Annotated in this window: 21 protein-coding genes; 9 read left to right on the plus strand and 12 right to left on the minus strand. The window is 64.0% G+C overall.

The features are described 5' to 3' along the window. Positions 1-12: 12 nt before the first annotated feature. Positions 13-1500 carry a heme-binding protein gene (locus ALTAJ2_RS03935; RefSeq protein WP_007110923.1) on the minus strand — a complete coding sequence of 496 codons (1488 nt, stop codon included), beginning with the start codon at positions 1498-1500 and terminating at the stop codon, positions 13-15. Between the two features lie 158 nt (positions 1501-1658). Here ALTAJ2_RS03935 and ALTAJ2_RS03940 point away from each other — a divergent pair, with 158 nt between their 5' ends. Then, complete coding sequence (locus ALTAJ2_RS03940) at positions 1659-2186, plus strand: PadR family transcriptional regulator (protein WP_007110924.1); 528 nt, start codon at positions 1659-1661, stop codon at positions 2184-2186. 20 nt (positions 2187-2206) lie between these two features. Here ALTAJ2_RS03940 and ALTAJ2_RS03945 read toward each other — a convergent pair whose 3' ends face one another. From ALTAJ2_RS03945 to ALTAJ2_RS03960, 4 genes are all read right to left on the minus strand, one after another. Next, complete coding sequence (locus ALTAJ2_RS03945) at positions 2207-4051, minus strand: site-2 protease family protein (protein ID WP_007110925.1); 1845 nt, start codon at positions 4049-4051, stop codon at positions 2207-2209. A gap of 65 nt (positions 4052-4116) precedes the next feature. After that, entirely contained in the window at positions 4117-5832 is a 1716-nt protein-coding gene (gene lysS, locus ALTAJ2_RS03950; RefSeq protein WP_007110926.1) for a lysine--tRNA ligase, read from the minus strand. Then, the gene (gene pyrH / locus ALTAJ2_RS03955) at positions 5829-6554 is read right to left on the minus strand and encodes a UMP kinase (protein WP_007110927.1); all 726 of its coding nucleotides are present in this window, start codon (positions 6552-6554) and stop codon (positions 5829-5831) included. Before pyrH ends, lysS begins: the two co-directional genes overlap by 4 nt. Positions 6555-6753: 199 nt before the next feature. Further along, positions 6754-7815: a CapA family protein gene (locus tag ALTAJ2_RS03960; protein ID WP_007110928.1), complete on the minus strand. Its 1062-nt coding sequence runs from the start codon at positions 7813-7815 to the stop codon at positions 6754-6756. Positions 7816-7917: 102 nt separating this feature from the next. Between ALTAJ2_RS03960 and ALTAJ2_RS03965 the strand changes: the two genes are divergently transcribed. From ALTAJ2_RS03965 to ALTAJ2_RS03975, 3 genes are all read left to right on the plus strand, one after another. Further along, on the plus strand, positions 7918-8757 hold the full coding sequence (locus ALTAJ2_RS03965; protein ID WP_007110929.1) for a molybdopterin synthase: 840 nt from the start codon (positions 7918-7920) through the stop codon (positions 8755-8757). 256 nt (positions 8758-9013) lie between these two features. Continuing rightward, a complete protein-coding gene (locus tag ALTAJ2_RS03970) occupies positions 9014-9253 on the plus strand; it encodes a DUF7123 family protein (RefSeq protein ID WP_006183716.1) in 240 nt (79 codons plus the stop codon). Positions 9254-9472: 219 nt separating this feature from the next. Continuing rightward, positions 9473-10630 (plus strand): site-2 protease family protein, encoded by a 1158-nt coding sequence (locus ALTAJ2_RS03975; protein ID WP_049901071.1) that lies wholly within the window; start codon positions 9473-9475, stop codon positions 10628-10630. A 40-nt stretch (positions 10631-10670) separates the two neighbouring features. Here the strand turns inward: ALTAJ2_RS03975 and thiL are convergent, their stop codons facing one another. Beyond that, complete coding sequence (thiL, locus tag ALTAJ2_RS03980) at positions 10671-11549, minus strand: thiamine-phosphate kinase (RefSeq protein ID WP_007110931.1); 879 nt, start codon at positions 11547-11549, stop codon at positions 10671-10673. A gap of 97 nt (positions 11550-11646) precedes the next feature. On the opposite strand from thiL, the gene ALTAJ2_RS03985 reads away from it, so the two are divergent. From ALTAJ2_RS03985 to hisS, 4 genes are all read left to right on the plus strand, one after another. Further along, the gene (locus tag ALTAJ2_RS03985) at positions 11647-12102 is read left to right on the plus strand and encodes a 30S ribosomal protein S19e (RefSeq protein WP_007110932.1); all 456 of its coding nucleotides are present in this window, start codon (positions 11647-11649) and stop codon (positions 12100-12102) included. Positions 12103-12200: 98 nt separating this feature from the next. Beyond that, positions 12201-12548 carry a DNA-binding protein gene (locus ALTAJ2_RS03990; protein WP_006183712.1) on the plus strand — a complete coding sequence of 116 codons (348 nt, stop codon included), beginning with the start codon at positions 12201-12203 and terminating at the stop codon, positions 12546-12548. Then, positions 12548-13138 (plus strand): DUF7411 family protein, encoded by a 591-nt coding sequence (locus tag ALTAJ2_RS03995; protein WP_007110933.1) that lies wholly within the window; start codon positions 12548-12550, stop codon positions 13136-13138. The genes ALTAJ2_RS03990 and ALTAJ2_RS03995 overlap by 1 nt, the downstream gene beginning before the upstream one ends. A gap of 136 nt (positions 13139-13274) precedes the next feature. After that, positions 13275-14573 (plus strand): histidine--tRNA ligase, encoded by a 1299-nt coding sequence (gene hisS, locus ALTAJ2_RS04000; protein WP_007110934.1) that lies wholly within the window; start codon positions 13275-13277, stop codon positions 14571-14573. 1 nt (position 14574) lies between these two features. Here the strand turns inward: hisS and ALTAJ2_RS04005 are convergent, their stop codons facing one another. Then, complete coding sequence (locus ALTAJ2_RS04005; RefSeq protein WP_007110935.1) at positions 14575-14799, minus strand: hypothetical protein; 225 nt, start codon at positions 14797-14799, stop codon at positions 14575-14577. A gap of 124 nt (positions 14800-14923) precedes the next feature. On the opposite strand from ALTAJ2_RS04005, the gene ALTAJ2_RS04010 reads away from it, so the two are divergent. After that, a complete protein-coding gene (locus ALTAJ2_RS04010) occupies positions 14924-16402 on the plus strand; it encodes a sulfatase-like hydrolase/transferase (RefSeq protein ID WP_007110936.1) in 1479 nt (492 codons plus the stop codon). Positions 16403-16536: 134 nt separating this feature from the next. Here ALTAJ2_RS04010 and ALTAJ2_RS04015 read toward each other — a convergent pair whose 3' ends face one another. From ALTAJ2_RS04015 to ALTAJ2_RS04035, 5 genes are all read right to left on the minus strand, one after another. After that, positions 16537-17208 (minus strand): hypothetical protein, encoded by a 672-nt coding sequence (locus ALTAJ2_RS04015; protein WP_007110937.1) that lies wholly within the window; start codon positions 17206-17208, stop codon positions 16537-16539. A 170-nt stretch (positions 17209-17378) separates the two neighbouring features. Next, complete coding sequence (locus ALTAJ2_RS18475) at positions 17379-18353, minus strand: eCIS core domain-containing protein (protein ID WP_081904728.1); 975 nt, start codon at positions 18351-18353, stop codon at positions 17379-17381. 83 nt (positions 18354-18436) lie between these two features. Then, positions 18437-19255, minus strand: coding sequence for a hypothetical protein (locus ALTAJ2_RS04025; protein WP_007110940.1), 819 nt, complete (start codon positions 19253-19255; stop codon positions 18437-18439). 170 nt (positions 19256-19425) lie between these two features. Next, positions 19426-20232 carry a hypothetical protein gene (locus tag ALTAJ2_RS04030; protein WP_007110941.1) on the minus strand — a complete coding sequence of 269 codons (807 nt, stop codon included), beginning with the start codon at positions 20230-20232 and terminating at the stop codon, positions 19426-19428. A 24-nt stretch (positions 20233-20256) separates the two neighbouring features. Then, a complete protein-coding gene (locus tag ALTAJ2_RS04035; RefSeq protein WP_239647691.1) occupies positions 20257-21108 on the minus strand; it encodes a hypothetical protein in 852 nt (283 codons plus the stop codon). Positions 21109-21110 lie beyond the last annotated feature (2 nt).

Below are 21110 nucleotides of genomic sequence, written 5' to 3' on the forward strand. Positions count from 1 at the left end.
TGCGACCGGTCTTCAAGCCAGGAAGACGTGTCGCGGCCGGTCCGCGAGGACGTCCCGCCCGAACTCGACGGTCTCCGAGAAGGCGTCGCTCCGGAAAAAGGCCATGGCGTCCTCCCGGGAGTCCCAGCGGCTGGCGATGAACATGTCGTTTTCGTCCTCGCGGTTGACCAATAGGTCGGTCTTGCGGTGGCCGTCCATGTCGGCGAGGACGCCGCCGACGTCGTCGAAGGTCCCGACGAAGTCGCCGCGATGCTCCGGCTTGACCGTGTAGAACATCCCCATCGTCCCCCACGAATCGTCCTCGTCGTCACCGGCCTGTCGGACGACATCGGGCAACTCGGCGAGGAACCCGGCAGCCGTATTCGCGGCCCGTTCGGTGTCCCAGAGGCTGACGACGGCGGTTTCGCTGTCCGCGTCTTGGGCCTCGTAGACCGCCGTCTTCACGTGAGTATCGTAGTGATCGAAGTTCTCCCGGTAGCCGTCGACCTCTTCGAACAGGTCGTCGGCGTCGGCCGCCGAGTAGAGGACGACCGCGTGGACGTCCTCGCCGTGGGGCTGGCCCGCGTAGATGCCCTCGTCCTCGAGTTCGTCGCGGATGCCCGCGCTCTCGTCGCCGTGGCCCGATCCCGAGTCGTCGCCGTGGTGATGACCGCCGGACCCGCCGTGGTGTCCCTCAGTGTCGCCGCCGCCGTGGTGATGGGCCTCGTCACCCTCGGCCGGAACGCGTTCGCCGGCGAGGAAGGTCGCGAGATCCGCGGGCGGGAACCGGCGAGCCGAGAGGAACCGACCGAACTCGGCGAAGCGGGAACTCGAGGGGTCAAAGCGCATCTCGTAAAGCAGTTCCTTCACGTCCGTCGGATCGTCGCCGAACAGCGTCACGCCCCACTCGAAGTCGTCGAGGCCGACGCTGCCGGAGATGATCTGCGTGACGCGGCCGGCGTAGTCCTTGCCGATCTCGCCGTGGTTCGCGAGGTAGTCGGCCCGCTCGTCGAAGGGGAGTTCGTACCAGTTGTGGTCGGGGCCGCGGCGCTTGCTCATCGGATAGAAACTCAGGAAGTCGCTGTCGGGAATCTCGGGTTTGAGCCGCGACTCGATGTAGCGCTCGAGGGCGGCGTCTTCGACCTCGCTGTCCTCGTCGAAGTAGTCCTCGGACATATACCCGGAAACCTCCGTCACCGAGAGGTAGGAGTCGGCCCGCTCGGTGAACTCGGCGAGCGCGGTGTGCTCGAACCGGCGCTCGAGCGTATCGATATCGGCGAGCGTCGGCCGCAAGTGAAGGACGAGCAGGTCGGCCTTGTGACCGAGCACCGAGAACGTAGCCGAGTCACCGGCCTCCGCGTCGTCGACGGCCTCACAGGCGGTCAGATAGTCGATGCCGTCGTCGATCGCCTGCGAACGGCGCCGTTCGGGCGCGTTTCGCCAGGCGTCCCAGTCGATCGACCGGAAGTCGTGTAGGACGTACCAACCCTCTTCGGTCTGTGGCGGTCGTCGTCGTTCCATGGGTGCGGGTTGGGACGGAGACGCCAAGAAGGGCCGGGTTTCGCCCCGCTCCCGTCCATCGACGGACTCGGCTCCGTGCCCGGAGCGCCCGGCCCAGACTCATCGCGTGCGGACGTGACCGAAACCCTTTAGCGCTATCCGTATAACTGACCAGCCATATGCGGAAGAGTGGGCCGCCGAAAGGACTCATCGCCTATATCGTCCTCGAACTCCTCGAGGAGAAGCCGCGATACGGCTACGAGATCCTCAAGGAGATCCGGGATCTCAGCGGCGGTCACTGGGAACCGTCCTACGGCTCGGTGTATCCGATCCTCTATAAATTCGAGGAGAAGGGGTGGGCCGAGCGCATCGAACGCAAAGACGAACCGGACCGAAAATACTTCGAACTCACCGACGACGGGATTGCGGAACTCGAGGACCGCCGCGAGAGCGGGCCGGAGAAGGCTCGGGACTTCGCCGACGTCATCCTCGGTTTTTTCCACGTCTACGCGGCTTTCTCGACGGACGACCGGTTCGACATTCCGGAGAAAGAGTGTGAGTGGTGCTTCGACGAGGAGTTCAGCCGCTGGGTCGTCGAACAGGTCGCCCGCCACTACGAACACTACTTCGATACCGAGTTCGAGCGCATCGAGGAGACTCACGAGGAGTTCTCCGATCGCCACGGGCTCGATTCTGACGACTCGTAGCTCGCCGCCGCGGTCGTTTCTCACCCCAGCAGTTGTGGTCCGAACAATAGGAGGACGAAGCTCACGAGCATCGTCACTCCGATCGCCGTCGTCACCGTCCGGACCATCCCGCGGGTCGCGTCGATCGGGAGCCGGGAGACGATCGCTTCGGTGCTCGTCCGGAGGATGTGCCCGCCGTCGAGCGGGAACGCCGGAATACAGTTGAAAAAGCCCAGTTGGACGTTGATCCAGCCGGTCCAGAACAGCAGGTTCGCGAGGAGGAAGACGGTGCCGTCGCCGAACGCACCGAGCATCCCCTGGGCCTGATAGAAGTTCTGCACCCCGCCGGTGAAGCCGGCGAAATTGAACGGCATCGCGCCGCTGACGCCGATGACCGGCAGCATAAGCGCGACCCCGATCTTCCCGAGGAAGCTCTCGGTAATCGGGCCGAACCGCGTCTCGCCGTCGCCCCCGAGCAGCCCCAGATACTCATCCGCGGGGTAGAGTTGGACGCCGATATCGTTCACCGCGACGCCGGACATGCCCGGCACGGGCTGAATGCCGAGGAACCCGCTGTTCTCCCGCGGGTGCTCGTCGAGCGTGACGGTGTACGTCCGGCGTTCGTCGCCGACGTAGCCCGCGACCGAGACTCGTTGGTCGGGCTCGCTGTCCTCGAGCAGGGCGGCGAGATCACCGTAGTTCTGGATCCGCTCGCCGTCGAAGCGGGTGATCACCATGGTCTCGTCGGTCGGGCCGGCCTCGTGCTCGAGGGGGCCGTCAGCGGCGACCGAGACCGCCGCACCGACGGGTACCTCGCGCTCGACCCGGTCGTCGGCCGTATCGTCCGCGGGTTCGATCGTCAGCGTGACCCGCTCGCTGTCGCCGACGGCGTCGTAGAAGCCGCGTTCGGTCGCGACGGTTTGGCCGTCGACCGCGCGGATCTTGTCACCGACGGAGAGTCCCGTCGGGCCGTTTTCCATCGCGGTGGACACGAGCAGGGATCGATCGACGGGGACCGTCCGCTCGCCGTTGAGTTCGACGGTGACCTGCTCGCTGTCGACGGCCTCGAGTCGGGTCGCGAGGTCGTCGTTGCCCTCGACTGCGGTGCCGTTGATCGCGGTAATGCGGTCGTTCGGCTCGATCCCGGCATCGGCCGCGGGCGAGTCGGGGGCGACGCCGCCGACGGCGGCTCCGGGTGCGACCCCGATCGCGCCGACGATGGGGCCGAACAGGAGGGCGAACGCCAGCAGCGTGATCGCGAAGTTGTTTGTGACGCCGGCGGCGAACATTCTGGTCTGGCCGCCCCGGGAGGCGGACTTGCTGCTCTCCTGATCGGGTTCGACAAACGCGCCGATGGGGAGGAACGCGAGCATCGCGACGCCCATCGAGTCGATATCGATGTCCTCGACGCGACAGAGCAGTCCGTGGCCCCCTTCGTGGACGACGAGGCCGACGAGCAGCCCGAAGACGATGCCGGGCGTTGCCGACAACGGCAGAAAGTCGTTGACACCGGGAATGACGAGCACGTTGTGGGGCTGTCTAGCGGGGGAGCTCGCCGACTGTGGCGACGAGAGCGCGATCACCGCTACGCGAATCAGAACGGCGAACATGCTGATCATCACGACGAGCGCGATTCCGACGCCGAAGTTCGACCACGCCCGCCAGAAGCGCTTCGGTCGCGCGAGCCGGTCCAGAAGCACCCGCCCGCGTTTCGTGTGGAACGTGAGGATCGGCCCCTGAGTCCCGATGTACTCCGGGAGATATCCACCGTTTCGGAGCCCGATTACCGCGATCCAGTAGAGGAGGAGACCGATCAGAACCCACGTCAGGAGTTCCGACCCGTAGATTGCGGGCGGCGAGACGACAGCGAGAGAGCCGTGGTCCATCGATACTATCTCCGGGCGGCGTTCTCAAATGACTTTTGTCTATCCGGCCGGCCGTTCGAGTCCGCTCACCGCTCCCGGCGCAGTCGTCCGACGACGAACGCCCGATCGACCTTCGCGAGGAACGGACCGAGCTTCGGCCCCTGCTCCTCGTCGAAGAACAGCCGGTAGCCCGCCGCGAAGAAGTCGCCGGTGTCGACGTCGTGGCGCTTCGCGGCCTCGTAGATCTCGCCCTGGATCTCCTCGGGGTCGTGACCCGCCTCGATGAAGTCGGCTAGGTCCGCGAGCGCGGCTTCGGTCTCCGCGTCGAAGTCGTGCGCCGGAATCTCGGTTCGCTTGAGTTCGTAATCGAACTCGTTGCCCGTCCGGCGCGCCCAGTTGCGGGCCTGCTCGACCCGCTCGAGCGCACCCGCCACGGCCCACTCGGGCGCGTCGTCGGGGATGTGGCCCTCGCGGCGCGCGATCTCCTCGCGCAGGTCGGGATCGTCGGTCATCCCGAGTACCGCGGCGAAGGTATAGGGAAGCCGAATCCGCTTTTCGCGTGGCTCCTCGACCACGAAGGGGTAGACGCGATCGGCGAAGGCCTGTTCGTCCTCGCTGGCATCGATCTCGCCGAAGTAGGTCGCCTCGAGCCGGTCGAACTCGTCGACCAGCTGGTCGAGGCGCTCGATGCTGAAGTCCCGGGCCTTCGCTGGGTCCTTCGCGAAGAAGTAGCGCAGCACGTCGGGCTCGAGCAACTCGAGCACGTCCGAGACGAGGATGACGTTCCCTTCGGAAGAGGAGAAGGGCTCGCCGTCGAGGGTGAACCACTCGTAGACCATCGGCACCGGCGGCTCGATCTCGAGGACGTTTCGCGCGACGTCCTGGCCGCTGGGCCACGAACCCTCGGCGTGGTCCTTTCCGAAGGGTTCGAAATCGACGCCCAGCAGCTGCCACTGGGCGGGCCACTCGAAGCGCCAGGGGAGTTTCCCCTCGCGCAGCGTGGCGGTGCCCTCGTGGCCACAGCCATCGATGGTCCGATCGCCGGCGTCCATGTCGGTACAGCGGTAGTCGACGGTGCCGGCTTCTCCCGCATCGAGATCGACGCTCGTCACCGTCTCGGTGAGCTTGCCACACTCCTCGCAGATCGGATTGAACGGGACGTAGTCGGCGTTCGCATCGACCTTGTCCTGGTACTGCGAGAGAACGTCGCGTGCGCGATCCCGATGCTCGAGGACGAAGCGGGTCACGGCCTCGAATTCGCCGGACTCGTACAGGTCCGTGTTCGAGACGAGCTCGATCGGCGCGCCGATCGCGTCGGCGCTGTCCTGAATGATCGTCGAGAAGTGGTCGCCGTAGGACTCACAGCAACCGAACGGGTCCGGGATGTCGGTGTAGGGCGCGCCGAGGTTGCGACCGAGCGCGCCGGCGTCGACCTCGCCGAGGTCGACCAGGTTCCCCTCGAGGTCACAGAGGGTTCGCGGGAGCTTCCGGAGGGGGTCGCGGTCGTCGGCGGTGAAGACCTGCCGGACCTCGTAGTCCCGATCCCGAAGCACTTCGGCGACGAAGTAGCCGCGCATGATCTCGTTGACGTTGCCCAGATGGGGAACGCCCGACGGCGAGATACCGCCCTTGACGACGATCGGCTCGTCCGGCTCTCGGTTTGCGATCCGGTCCGCGACGGTATCCGCCCAGAACGCGTGTCGCGTTTCGCTCGCTTCCTCGCGCTGGAGGGTGTACGGGCTGATCGCCTCCGATTCCGTGACGGGTTCCGTTTCCGCGTCGGCGTCGCCGTCGCCACTCATCGTTCGTCGCTCGCCCAGTAGGTCGGTTCCGCGCCGGCACCCTCCGGAACGATGTCCGTTCCCTCGTGATCACCGTGGCGAACGGCGCGGGCGATCCGGTCGGGATCGGTGCCGTCGAGTACGATCGTCCGCATCCCGGAGCGTTCGATGATCTTGGCCGCCAGCAGGTCGACGGGTGCCGAAGCTCCGGCGTTCATCTCGAGGCCGGCGATGGCGTCGACCAGGGCCGTCGCGGAGAGGCGGTCGTGTTTGGTCGCGTCGGCGTCCTCGTTCGGATCGGCGCTGTAGACGCCAGGAACGCTCGTCGCGTAGATCAGCAGGTCGGCGTCGATGTACTCCGCGAGGGCGGCCCCGACCGCGTCGGTCGTCTGGGCCGGCGCGACGCCGCCCATAATACAGATGTCGTCCCGCCGAAGCGCCTCGCTGGCCTCCTCGTAATCCAGCGCCGGCGCGGTCACGGACTCCTCGCTCAGTGCGGCGATGAGCAGCCGCGCGTTGAGTCGCGTGACATCGATACCCAACTGATCGAGTTCGATCTCGTTCGCCCCGAGGTCTCGAGCGGCCCCGATGTACTCGCGGGCGACGCCGCCGCCCCCGACGACGGCACCGATCCGACACCCCTCGGAAATGAGGTCTTCGATGACGGCCGCGTGCTCGGCCACCCGGTCCGCGCCGGGTTCGGGCACGAGAACGCTTCCGCCGATAGAGACGACCACTTTCATACTACCCCGGTGTAGCGGAGTTGCTATCTTAAGGGTTGTCAACTGCCCGGACGGCGTGGTGACACACCCCTCGAGCGCGACCGGCTCGGCATCCGTCCCAGCGAAACCGGGTGCCGCTCTCGGACGACCGCCGTCAGTCGGTAGCGGCGACCCGACGGGCGGCTCGTGGAGTTGCCGGTCGCTCGGCACGTAGTCCATCTCACTCCTCGAGCGGCAGGACCAGTGCATCGCCGTCCCGGTCGAACTCGGTCCCGAACGGTGCCGATAGCGTTCGCATCCGTTCGCGGACCCAGGCGGCGGCCGCCGGGCCGGCCTCGTGGACCGCACAGCCGTCGATTTCGGTCGGCTGCAATCGCAGTTCGACCGGTCGGCCGTCGTGTGTCACCGTGAGGACGAACAGGAAGCTCCGATCGTTGTGCACCTCCTTGTCGACCCGGTAGTCGTCGACGAAGTCGCCCGCGTCGTAGATGATCGGACTCCCGTCGTAATTTTCGACCCCCTGAACGACGTGGGCGCTGTGGCCGTGAATCACGTCGACGCCGTTCTCGACCAACCAGCGGCCGAAATCCCGGAACGATTCCGGCGGCTCGGTGACCATGTTCGGCCCCCAGTGTAGCGAGGCGACCAGCAGGTCCGGGTTCGTCTCTCGGGCGCGCTCGAGCGCCTCGCGAACGCGCCGTCGCGTTGCCGAGTCATCGGTATCGATTTCGATTCGGGCCGTCCCCGGCGAATCGTCGGCGGCCGCGTACTCCGGCGTGTTGTCCGTCAGCGAAACGAGCGCGATGTCGAGACCCTCGTCTCCCGTCGCCGGTGCCGCGTCCGACGCCGGGACCGAGGGATCACCGGCCGCGTCCGCTTCGCTGATCGTCCGCACCGCCGGTGCGAGCGCCTCGTCGATCGTCGCTCCCGCACCCGTGTGGGCGATCCCGGCGTCGTCGAGCGCGTCGATCGTGTCCCGTAACGCCACTTCCTCGTAGTCGAGCACGTGGTTGTTCGCCAGCGCACAGATATCGACGCCGGCGCGCTCAAGGGCGGGGATCGCCCAGTCGGGATCGGCCCGGAAGTGAAACGGCCGGTGCGTCCGTTGCCACTGCCGTCCACGGGTCGAGAGCACGCACTCGAGGTTGATCACGAGCCCGTCGAGGTCGCGAAGGCGCTCGAGGACGGTCCCCCAGACGGCGTCGACCGGCCGGTCGCGCTGGCGGTCGTCGACGAGCCGCCCGAGCATCACGTCGCCCGTGAAGCCGATGCGGAGGGGCATATGCGACGTTCGCCGTCCAGTTGCAAAACTCCGGGTCACGGTCGCCGACCGCGGTGCTTGCCCGGCGACAGCTACAAAGTCCGACCCGACCATAGCTCGCACATGCACGTACTCGGCGTTCGCGAGGCGGGAGCCGACGACGGCGCGCTCGAGTCGGTCGTCGACCGGGTCGTCGATCGGCTCGCCGAGCGGGGACGCGTCGGCGTCGTCAGATACGATGCGACGATCGCTGACGGGACACGCGCGCGCGAATCGACGACGCTCGGGGGCGACGTCACCTACGACCTCGGCGTCGACGGCGACTGGACCGCGTCGGGGACGGGGATGTCCGTCGGCGACGCGCTCGAGAGCCTGGCGACCGACTGCGAGTACGCGGTCGTCGTCGGCGTCCCGTCCCTGCAGTACCCCTCGATCGCAGTGGGATCGGCCGCCGCTGCCGAACGCGAGGCGGGGGAGACGGTCATCGCTGCCGTCGACGGCCCCGGCGACCTCGACCTCGACGCCCTCGTCCCGGCCCTCGAGTCGGCCGAGCCCTACCAGAGCCTCGCGTCGCTGGTCGCTCGCGTCAAACGATCGCCGCGGGCGGACCGGGCGGGCGCGATCGCGACGTTCACGGGCCGGGTCCGCGCGAAGGACAGCGCGGACGACGCTCCGACCCAGTACCTCGAGTTCGAGAAGTACGAGGGCGTCGCCGACGAGCGAATGGCGGCCCTCGAGACCGATCTCGAGACTCGGGACGGGGTATTCGAGGTCGAACTCTACCACCGGACGGGGATCGTCGAGGACGGCGAGGACATCGTCTTCGTCGTCGTGCTCGCGGGCCACCGGGAGGAGGCGTTTCGGACCGTCGAGGACGGGATCAACCGGCTGAAAGACGAGGTCCCACTGTTCAAAAAGGAGGTAACGGTCGAGGACGAGTTCTGGGTCCACGACCGACCTTGATCGTTACGTTCTGCCAGCAGTGGCGTGCGATCATCGAAACGGTTGGGAAACACGATCGTAATCGAATCGAGTCGATTATGCGGATTATAATGTATTAGATCCGGTTTTAAAATGTCTCCGCCCCTCTCGTAGATCGATAAACAATCTCTTAATCGAGAATAAAACGTCTTTTACCCCCCAGATCGCTGAAGACAATCGAAACGCCGCTAATCATCCACCCTTTATAACATATATCCCCACCAAGGGATGGCTGTCGATGAGCACGACAGCCCACTCCTCCACGGAAAGCAAGGAACGCCGCCTGAAACGCTACCTGCGCGATCGTGCCGAAGACGGTGAGATGTACTTCAAAGGCAAGTTCATCGCGGACGATGTCGGGATGTCCCCCAAGGAGATCGGCGCGATGATGGTCAAACTCTCGGACTCGGTCAACGACCTCGAGATCGAGAAGTGGTCGTACACGAGCGCGACCACGTGGCGTGTCGCACCCGCCTGATCGGCGCGTTCGGCCCTCCCTGCGTGCGAACGTCTCCCGAACCGCTCGGACGACGGTCCCCGCCTCCCGTGCCGGCACACCGACGTCGTCGGCACGACGCCCGCAGATATCTCCATACTACCGCGTCCCCTTTTCCGTTCGGTCCAGCCGGACAGATGAGAAACGGCCGGGCCTGCCGACGGCAGTCGATTTATACCTGCCGACGATGAACCTCGGATGATGGAGGACATCGATCGGTCCGGATTCGGCACGGCGGGCCGCGACGGGCCCTCGCTCGAGGACGGGCCGCCGATCGATCGTATCGAGTCGGTGTTTGCGGTCTACGAGGTACAGCGGGAAGACGGGCGGCTGGTGTACTACGGCGACCCGTTGACCCACCCGGAACGAGTGATGCGAGAGCTCTGGGCGGCGTTCCGCGAGCACGGCTACGACGCCGAACTCGAGACGCGCCACGGCGAGTACGTGCTCGTCGCCGAACCGACCAGCGTCGGGATCGACGGGATACCGTGGACGAACCTCGTGCTCTTGCTCGCGACGGTGTGTTCGACGCTGTTCGCCGGCGCGTTCTGGTATCAGCTCGATCCGTTCGCGGACCCGGCTACAATCTGGCGGGCGTGGCCGTTTACTGCGGCGATTCTCGGTGTTCTCGGCGTTCACGAGATGGGCCACTACGTCATGAGTCGGTACCACCAGGTCGACGCCTCGTTACCCTACTTCATCCCGGTCCCAACGCTCATCGGGACGATGGGTGCCGTGATCAAGATGAAAGGCCGAATGCCGGACCGGAAGGCGCTGTTCGATATCGGCGTCGCCGGGCCACTAGCCGGCCTCGTGGCCACGGTCGTCGTAACGGTCATCGGGCTCCACCTGCCGCCCGTGGCCGTCTCCGAGACGGTCGTGCAGAATCCCGACGCCATCCGGATCGAGTTGGGCTACCCGCCGTTACTCGAGTTGCTCGCGGCAGGGTTCGATCGACCGCTGTACCGGAACGATCCGACGATGGGAGTGAACCCGGTCGTCATCGGGGCCTGGGTCGGCATGTTCGTCACTTTCCTCAACCTGATTCCGGTGGGGCAACTCGACGGCGGCCACATCCTCCGGGCGATGGTGGGCGACTATCAGGAGACCATCGCAGCGCTCGTGCCGGGCGCGCTGTTCGCCCTCGCCGGCTACCTCTACTATTTTCGGGAGTACAGCATCAACACCGTCTTCGTCTGGATCCTCTGGGGGCTGTTGGCGACCCTGTTCGCGTCGATGGGAGCGGCAACCCCGATTCGGGACGATCAGCTCGGCTCCGGTCGACTCCTCCTCGGGATCCTCACGTTCGGGGTCGGTCTGCTCTGTTTCATGCCGGTTCCGGTCATGATCGTCGACTGAGCGGTGCTCGATCCCCGACTCGAGTCGGTCCGCGGCTGGACTATCCGTGCGTGTAACCGCGATCCGCAAGCGCCTCGCCGTCCATGGTTATTCCGTCGGCGGCATCGCGAACCGACCCGACCACTGACAGCGGGACATCGGCCGCCTCCCGGACCGCCGGAAGCGCGTCTTCGGGGAGCGTCGCGACGAGTTCGAAGTCCTCGCCGAACGTCGTCGCGACCTCGAGCGCGTCCTCGTCACCGTCGGTGACGTCGTGGACGGCATCGGCGATCGGAACCCGGTCGGCGTCGATCGCGAAGCCGCAGTCGCTGGCCTCGGCGAGCTGGTGGAGCGAGCGGGCGAGTCCGTCGCTCGAGTCCATCATCGCGTTCGTGTGGGCTGCGAGCGCCCGGCCCGTCGCGATTCGGGGCGTGAACCGAAAGAGGTCGTTCGCCCGGTCGATGTGGCCCCGATCGAACAACCGGAGCGCGGCCCCGCTGCGGCCGAGCGTCCCGGTCACGCAGACGACATCGCCGGGACGGGCTCCGCTCCGGCGAACGGGGTCGGCAGTGCGGCCGATCGCGGTCGTCGACACGGTAAACTCGTCGTGGCCGTCGAGGTCGCCGCCGACGTACTCGGCACCGACGTGCTCACAGACATCCCTCGCGCCGCGAACGAAGGTGAGCAGTTCGTCCCGGTCGAAGGTCGGCGCGGCGTAGGCGGCGACTGCGGCCGTGGCCGATCCGCCCATCGCCGCGATGTCGGAGAGGGACGCGCCGACGGCGCGCCAGCCGGCCGTGTAGCGGGTCGTTCCGTCCGGGAAATCGGTCCGGTCGTGGAGCATGTCGGTCGTCACGACCAGCCCGTCGACGATCGCCGCGTCGTCGCCGGCCGCCGCGAGTTCGTCCGAAAGGAGCCGCAGGGCGGCGCGTTCGTCCATACCTCCCGTTTCGACTCGAGGGCGAAAAACGGACCGGGCTGCCGTCGGCTGCACAGATACGATGGTCTTAAATGCCGCGGACGGAAATCACACGCCAATGGCTACGATGTACGACGTTCCGGCGGACGACCTCATCGAGGCGCTCGCCGACGATCTCGCGGATCGACTCGAGGAACCGGAGTGGGGCGCGTTCGCCAAGAGCGGCGTCGACAAGGAACTTCCCCCGGAACAGGACGACTTCTGGGCGACCCGCGCCGCGAGTCTCCTGCGCAAGGTCGCCGACCGCGGTCCCGTCGGCGTCGAGCGACTCTCGACGGAGTACGGCGGCGCGAAGGGCGGCTCCAACCGCTACCGGGTCGCGCCCGACAAACGCGCGGACGGCTCGAAGAACCTGATCCGGACCATCCTCCAGCAACTCGAGGACGAGGATCTCGTCGAGACCGCCGAGGGCGAGGGTCGTCGGATCACCGCCGAGGGACAGAGCCTGCTCGACGACACCGCCGGTCAGGTGCTCGACGAACTCGACCGTCCGGAACTCGAGCGATACGCGTAATCGACGATTCCAGTTTTCGTGTCGGGTTCACCGCCCAGAGCCATCGCTCCCGTCGTCCGTAATCATTTTCCGGCATGCCGGACAAGTACGGTATAACTATGAGTGGTTCACCTGACGAGGAAAAACTCGAGGAGCTCCGACAGAAGAAAATGGAGCAGCTACAGGACCGCGCCGAGTCCCAGGGCGAGGGCGGCCAGGAAGCGGCCCAGCAGCAGGCCGAGGCCCAGAAGAAAGCCGTGTTGCGCCAGCACCTGACCGACGACGCCCGCAAGCGGCTCAACACGGTCAAGATGAGCAAGCCCCAGTTCGGCGAGCAAGTCGAGCGCCAGGTCGTCAGCCTCGCCCGGAGCGGCCGCATTCAGGGCAAGATCGACGACGCCAAGATGAAACAGCTCCTCAAGGAGCTGAAACCCGACTCGCAGAGCTTCGACATTCAGCGCCGGTAATGGAGCTCGGACTGCTCTACAGCGGCGGCAAGGACTCGACGCTGGCCGCACTCTTGCTCGAGGAGTTTTACGACGTGACGCTGCTGACGGCCCACTTCGGCGTCAGCGACGACTGGCAACACGCCCGCGAGACGGCCGCGGCCGCCGGCTTCGCGTTCGAACGGCTCGAGTGTGACCCGGAGGTCGCCCGCGACGCCGTCAACCGGATTCGCGAGGACGGCTATCCGCGCAACGGCATTCAGTTGGTTCACCAGCACGCCCTCGAGCGACTCGCGGCCCTGGAGTTCGATGCCGTCGCGGACGGAACCCGCCGCGACGACCGCGTCCCGACGGTTTCGCGGGCACAAGCACAGAGTCTCGAGGACCGACACGATGTCGACTACATCGCGCCGCTGTCGGGGTTCGGTCGGTCGGCCGTGGATCGGCTGGTCGAGGCGCGACTGGACGTGACCGTCGGCCCGAGCGAGGAGATCGAGCGGGCGGATTACGAGGCCGAACTCCGCGCGCTCATCGCCGACGAGGACGGACCGGCGGCGATCGCGGACTACTTCCCCGATCACGAACAGACGTACGTGACCAACGTCCGGTAGCGACTCGGGAACCCGTGTCCGGGTCGAGACCAGTGTCATCGACCCCGATTGCGGATTGGGGCCTACCGCGAACCCGGGGTCGGACGACCGCCCCCGAACGAAAGGATAGAAGTTCGCCGTCCCCGAACGGGTTTCCATGTACGACCGGATCAAGGGCTTTCGTGACTTCTACCCCGGCGAGATGTCCGCCAGGCGGGCGGCGATCGACGTGTTGGAGGACACGGCCCGCGAGTACGGGTTCCGCGAGATCGGGACCCCGGCGCTGGAGCGCGCCGAGATGTGGACCGACAAGAGCGGCGACGACATCGTCGACGAACTCTACGCGTTCGAGGACCAGAGCGGCCGCCACGTCACGTTGACGCCGGAACTCACCCCGACCGTCGCCCGGATGGTCGTCGCGAAACAACAGGAGCTGTCGAAGCCGATCAAGTGGGTCTCGACGCGCCCGTTCTGGCGCTACGAGCAGGTCCAGCAGGGTCGCTACCGCGAGTTCTATCAGACCAACGTCGACATCTTCGGCTCTGCCGAGCCCGAGGCCGACGCCGAAATCCTCGCGTGGGCCGCCGACGCCCTGACCGGACTGGGACTCACCGGCGACCACTTCGAGTTCCGGATCTCCCACCGGGACATCCTCGGGGGCGTCCTCGAGAGCTACGAGACCGAGGTCGACACGGAGGCGGCGATCCGCGCGGTCGACAAATCGGACAAGCTCTCGCGAGCGGAGTACCACGATCTGCTGATCGACGCCGGACTGACCGCCGAGCAGGCCGCCGAGTTCGGCGATCTCATCGCGGGCGGGGACCTCGACGAAGTCGAGGCGTTCGCGAACACCGAGCGCGTGACGGCAGCGGTCGAGAATCTACGGAACGTCCTTGATGCGGCCGCGGACTTCGGTGCTCGAGAGTACTGTACGATCTCGCTCGAGACGGCCCGTGGGCTGGACTACTACACCGGCGTCGTCTTCGAGTGTTTCGACTCGGCGGGCGAGGTCTCGCGGTCGATCTTCGGGGGCGGCCGCTACGACGACCTGATCGAGAGCTTCGGCGGGCAGCCGACGCCCGCAGTCGGCGTCGCACCGGGGCACGCGACGCTGTCGCTGCTCTGCCAGCGAGCGGGCGTCTGGCCCGCGGAGTCGGTGACGACCGATTACTACGTCCTCCAGATCGGGGACACGCGCTCGGAGGCGGCCCGGATCGTTCACGAACTCCGCGACCGGGGCCACGTCGTCGAGACCGACATCGCCGGTCGGTCGTTCGGTGCACAGCTCGATTACGCCGACTCGATCAACGCCGAGACCGTCGTCATCGTCGGCGAGCAGGACCTCGCGAACGACGAGGTAACGATCAAGGACATGGCATCGGGCGACCAGACGCAACTCCCAGTCGACGAGTTCCCGGGCGATCTCGAGCGGCCGACGTTCGAGGACTTCGACTGAGTCACTCGAGGCCGGGATTCGACTCCGACGCCGAGGGTCGTTCCGTCCGCTCGTCCGACGCCCGCTCGTCACCGCGGTCCGCGAGGCGCTCGCCCGCGTCGGACCGCTCGACCGGCGAGTGACCGGTCTCGACGAAGTGGTCGATCATCGCCGGGCTGAGTTCGCTCGTCTCGGTCCCGTCGGTCCGGCACTGCCACTCGCACTCACCGCAGTACGCGCTCGGCACGCGTCGTCCCTCGAACGGCGCTCTAATGAACGATGGGGTTCACAGTGGGGTGACTTACGAGCCGGTCCACTGAATCCCCTCCGCAGGTCCCACCATTAACTACGGCGACGATGTACCTCGCCCGATGGCCGACGCCGACACCCGTCCGAACGTCCTCCTCGTCCTCACCGATCAGGAGCGATACGACTGTAGCGCACCCGCGGGACCGCCGGTCGAGACCCCGGCGATCGACTCGCTCTCGAGCGACGGGACCCGGTTCGATCGAGCGTTCACGCCGATCAGTATCTGCTCGAGCGCCCGCGCCTCGCTGCTGACCGGGCAGTTCCCCCACGGCCACGGCATGTTGAACAATTGCCACGAGCCGGACGCCATCCAGCCGAACCTGCCCGCGGACCTCCCGACGTTCTCGGAGGAACTCGTCGCGGCGGGCTACGACCTCACCTATACGGGGAAGTGGCACGCCGGCCGCGATCAGACCCCCGCCGACTTCGGCTTCTCGTATCTGGGCGGCAGCGACGACCACCACGACGACATCGACGCGGCGTTCCGCGAGTACCGCGAAGAGTGTGGCGTCCCCGTCGACGAGGCCGAACTCGAGGCGGCGCTATACACGGGCGACGATCCGAGAGACGGCTCCGACGGGACGCTCGTCGCCGCGAAGACAGCAGTCGACGTTGAGGACACGCGAGCCTACTTTCTCACGGAGCGGACGATCGACGCTATCGAGGCCCACGCCGACGGCGACAAAGACGGCCCGTTCTTCCACCGGACGGACTTCTACGGCCCGCACCACCCCTACGTCGTCCCGGACCCGTACGCGTCGCTGTACGATCCCGATGAGATCGACCCGCCCGCGAGCTACGCGGAGACCTACGACGGGAAACCACAGGTCCACGAGAACTACCTCGCCTATCGCGGCGTGACCGACTTCGACTGGGACACGTGGGCCGAAGCGATCGCGAAGTACTGGGGGTTCGTCACGCTGATCGACCACCAACTCGAACGAATCCTCGAGACCCTCGACGAACGGGGACTCGCCGGGGAAACGGTCGTGGTCCACGCCTCCGATCACGGCGATTTCGCCGGCAGCCACCGCCAGTTCAACAAGGGGCCCCTGATGTACGACGACACCTACCGGATTCCGCTACAGATTCGCTGGCCGGGAGTCACCGACGGCGGCGCAACCTGTTCCCTCCCGGTCCACCTCCACGACCTCGCGGCGACCTTCCTCGAACTAGCGGACGTGCCGGCCCCCGACAGTTTCGACTCCCGGAGCCTCGTTCCGGTGCTCGAGAACAGCGGCGAACCGCCCGAAAGCGACGACTGGCGTGACTCGACGTTCGCCCAGTATCACGGCGACGAGTTCGGCCTCTACAGCCAGCGGATGGTCCGCACTGACCGCTACAAGTACGTCTACAACGGCCCCGATATCGACGAACTGTACGACCTCGAAGCCGACCCGGCGGAACTACAAAACCTGATCGACCACCCTGCATACGTCGACGTGCGGCGAAACATGCGGAACCGACTGGTCGAGTGGATGGACGAGACCGCCGATCCGAACCGCGTCTGGGTGACGGACGCACTCGAGACGGCCTCATAGACGCGCTGCCTCGAACAGACGGACCGACTTACCGGGGTTGAACGCGACGTGGACCCGGAGGAGACTGCTCGAGCGTTCGTTGGAGCGATACTCATTACCAGTGATGTGGGATCGATCGTGTGAGTCTGTTCAAGTTAAAAGAGACTCAGTAGCTGGCCGAAGACACCAGCGTTGAACGTGTCTTCGGCGCGATACCCCTCGATAGTAGCGTTGTAATTATGATACTCCGGAACACAATCGCGGGTCATACACCGCCCCATCATGTAATCAGTTCCGGGGCCGAGAACCCGATACTGCTCGGGTGGCTCCTCCCCACGAGCGAGATATGAATCGCGGATCTGACACCGGAGATGGTAATCGAGGAACGTCTCGAACTGATCCCGGTCGATATCAATGACCACGTGCTCGAGGCGCCCGTCGGGCTCACGGGCTGGATACGGATCGTCGCTCCGGACGAGTCGCTCGTCGTTGACGCCGGCATAGTACATTACGTGGACACCGGAAGTCACATCGATTTCACCGCGGTCTTCAGTGAGGTAGATGTCGAGTTTGTGCTCGCGGTACTCGTTCATCGCTGCCCCGGCAGGAACCGGATCCGGATGCGGTTGAGTGATATCGTCGTTGTACGCACCAGCGAGCTGGCGATAATACTCACCGAAATGCTGTTCGAAGGCATCGTCCGAACAACTCCCGACTGCGTTTCGAATTGCTTTCAGGCTCGCCGTGTCGAGATACCACGGCACCGTGTCGTGATCGGTCTCTTGGGCCACGTACCACTTGGCATAGTCTCGAGCCTGCCGAACCATCTCGTTGCCGTTGCTCGATCGCTTTTCTGCGTTATCTGGATAGCCGTCTTGTTCGTGATATACTATTTCCCAACTTCCTTTTTCAATCGTAATTTTGTGAATTACGCCAGTATTATCATTGATATCGACTCCAATCCCGTCTTCATTTTCGCCGATAATCTCACCCTTCATTATTCTCTCAATCCAGTCGGATCACTACCCGATCCAGTATCGTCTTTTATCTCGCTTTTTGCCTCGGATTTGAGCCCGAGAAGTTCGAGCACTTTTTCGCGATTGTTGTAGATCGCTTGGAGTGCAGCACCGGACAGCGATCCGAGGAATTCGCCGAAGGGAAGTCCAGACTTTTTACCGGCTTCGGTCATCCCGATCTTGAGCGCTTCGCTGGTCCCGGCGTCAGCTACCTTCTCGAAGATGGTCGCCTCGTGTTTCGTGGACAAGGAGTTGACTTTGGCCTGGAGTTGTTTCTGATTCTCCGCGAGCGCAGAGAGACGCTCCTCAATACTGGACGTGTCACTGAGGTCTGTCAGCGATAATTTAGATTCGTCGCCATCGCTGTATAACGTGTCCTTCACCGACGACAACCATCCCTGTCCTTTCTCTGATCGCTGCACGTGGACTTCCGTCTGCCCCAAGCACTGAATCCCAAGTTCACCCCCTTCCATCACCCGCTGGGCGGTCTCCTCGGCTTCCCGCTCTAACTGCGGGTCCGGGTCGATCTCGAGGCCGAGATCATCTTGGGGAAGCATCGACACCGCGCCGCCGGTCTGCTGGCGGACGTGTGCGAGTTCGTGAGCGAGCACGTGTTGGCCTTCCGTCGACGACGGGTCGTACTCGCCGGCATTGAACGCGACGTGGTTCCCGACCGTGAACGCCCGCGCGTTGATCTGGTCACACGCCTGAGCGGCTTTCGGGCCGGTGTGAATCCGTACGTCACCGAGTGAATCGCCCATCCGATCTTCGACCGCCCGCTGGATGGACGTATCCAGTGAACGCCCGCGCGAGGAGATCACGTCTCGGACGGAGTCAGGGACCTGCGTGTTCCCGGCTGGACTCGCGTCCCGGCCGGCCGTTGTACTCCGCTGGAGTGATTTCAGGGAACTTCGCCCGGCTTCCCGGCGTTCACTGAGAGGGCGATCGCCGATCATCGGACCGGAAACCGGTCCGGATCCCTCCCTCACTCGCTGGAGCAGCTCCGCCGACGAGTTCATTGTGCCCATCGATTTCGAAGTCAGTAGTAGACGTAGCCGTCGATATCAGCTTCCGTGTCGAAGTATTCTGGGTACATCTCGAAGTGCTTGTATTTGAGCGTATACTTGTGAATACCGGTACCGAGCATCCGGAATGGGACCGGCGGTTCCACTCCCATCCCGATGTAGGTGTCTCGGATTTGACAGAGTAGATGATGGACGAGGAACGCCCGGAATATCTCGAGCGAATCGATCACGGCTGTCGGGATCATCTCGATTACAGTATCGGGTTCGCGATCGAGATTCGCGACTCGTCCAACCGTTCGGTCGGGCTGGTCACCCCGATGGTACATGTAGTACGGTTCGGAGATGTGATCAGGTCCGAACTGGCGGAAGTACTCGGGAGATGAAAACTCCACCGACTGGCTATCCGCGTCGGCACTCCCGTCGCTTTCGAGGAATCCGCCAAGCCGATCACCAAGCGTTCCGAACACGCCCGCTTCCTGCAATCTGCCGACGACCGCCGTCGCGAAGGACTCAGCACCGTTGGCGAACTCCTCGTGATACCCGCGAACGTCTTCGATCGTCGCATCGAGATAGACATCCTGCTTGTAGATTACCGTCTGGTTGTGTGGAACGGCCTCCTCGAGTTCGATCGGACGATCGACCGTGTCGTCGCCGTAGCTGCTGAATTGCTGGACGAGTGTGCCGAAGTGACGCTCGAACTCCGCGTCGTCCATCTCACGGACGGTCGCTAGCGTCGCGGCGATGCGGTCGGGATTTCGCCGCGGCGGGAGCGTGTCGTACTCACGCTCGCGGTAGACGTGCCACTTGGCGTACTCTCGAGCCTGTGCGACCATCTCGTCTTCTCGATTTGTCCGTTTTGGTGGGTCGTCCGGGTAGCCGTCTTGTTGATGGTAAACTATGTCCCATCCCCCCTTTTCAATTGATATTTCGTGGGTAATACCAGTATTATCTATGACATCAACACCGATTCCATCTTCATTTTCTCCGATTATCTCAGCCTCCATTACGTCCTCACCCCAGTAGAATCGTTGTTCGATCCAGTCTTTCCTTCCGTTCTACTATTTTTCTCGCTCGAACCAAGGGCGGATTTGACCTTGGATGCAATGTCCGATCCACTCTGTTTGAGGTACTTGATGAGACCGCCACCGGTTTTCTCGACCGCATAGGCGAGGGTGACAGCAGCGGCGACCTTCGGCGCGTTCGTCCACATGAACTGAAGGGTTTCACCCCCGCCCTGCGCGAGAATCTCGCCAGCCACGCTCTGGAGTTGCTGAGGGTCGCCCATCGTTTTGACCGCATTGATTATCAGGTCCGCACTGCCGCCCGCAATGTCCGCGATGAGCGATTCGGCCTCCTGAAGAGTTGTCGGTACCGCCTCCATCGCGTCACTTGGGCTCTCCGGCATGGCCTCAGTAGCTGTTGCCGCAGCGGTGATTTTCAACGCTTCCTGGGCACCCGCCTCGGCTACCCCTGACTGACCGCCCTCGGCCATCTGTCCGCCAATGTGTTCGATGATCCGCTGTTGATTCTGAATCAGCGTCGCGATCGTCTCCCCGAGATTTCCATCATTGAACCCTCTAAAATTCAACTCAGCACCGCCGTTATCGCCGCCACTCGAAGACTGGGACCCACTACTACCGAACAACGAGCCCAGCCCCAACCGCTGGACATGAACGTCCGTTGTACTCATCCGTTGAACTCCCAACTCGCCACCCTGCATTACTTGCTGAGCAGTTTCCTCGGCCTCCCGCTCTAACTGCGGATCAGGGTCGATCTCGAGGGCGGAATTGTTCTGTGGCAGTATCACCATCTGTGTGAGAGTAGCTAGTTCAAGTTAGAAGAGACCCAAAATTTGGCCGAAGACACCAGCATTGAACGTATCCTCCGCTCGATAGCCCTTGATACTGGCATTATAGTTGTGGTAATCTGGGACGGAATCGCGGTTCATACACCGAACCATCATGTGGTCGGTTCCCGGACCGAGAACGCGATATTCTTCGGGTGGTTCTTCACCGCGAGCGAGGTAGCTATCCCGAATTTGGCATCGAAGGTGATAGATCAGAAACTCCCGGAACTGATCCCTGTTAATGTCGATGACAACGTGCTCGAGACGCGTATCGGGTTTGCGGTCCGGATAGGGGTCGTCGCTACGAATGATACGATCATCGTTAATGTCGGCGTAGTACATTACGTGGACGCCGGAGGTAGCGTCGACAGTGCTCCCATCCTCGGTAAGGTAAACGTCGAGTTTGTGCTCACGATACTCGTTCATTGCCGCACCTGCAGGAACGGGATCCGGGTTTGGTTGTTCGATGGAATCGTCATACGCCCCGGCCAGTTGCTGATAGTAGTGATGGAAGTAGCGCTTCAGGTCGTCGTCGGAGAGATTCTCGACTACGTCTTTGACCTGCTTGATCTGGTCACTCCGCAGATACCACGGGACAGTATCATATTCGGTCTTCCGAGCAACGTACCACTTGGCGTACTCCTGCGCTTGATCAACCATCTCGTTTTCCTCGCCCGTTCGCTTGTTTGGATTATCCGGATAAGCTGGAGATCCATGATAGACAACTTCACCAGATAAATTTTCAAATGTTATTTCATGTTCTTTATTTTTATTATCGTTCACAAATACAATAGTATATCCATCATTAACTTCCTCATCATCTTCAAATTTAGCCATCATTA

Origin of the sequence: Natrinema altunense (assembly GCF_000731985.1) — an archaeon.
Classification (GTDB): Archaea; Halobacteriota; Halobacteria; order Halobacteriales; family Natrialbaceae; genus Natrinema; species Natrinema altunense.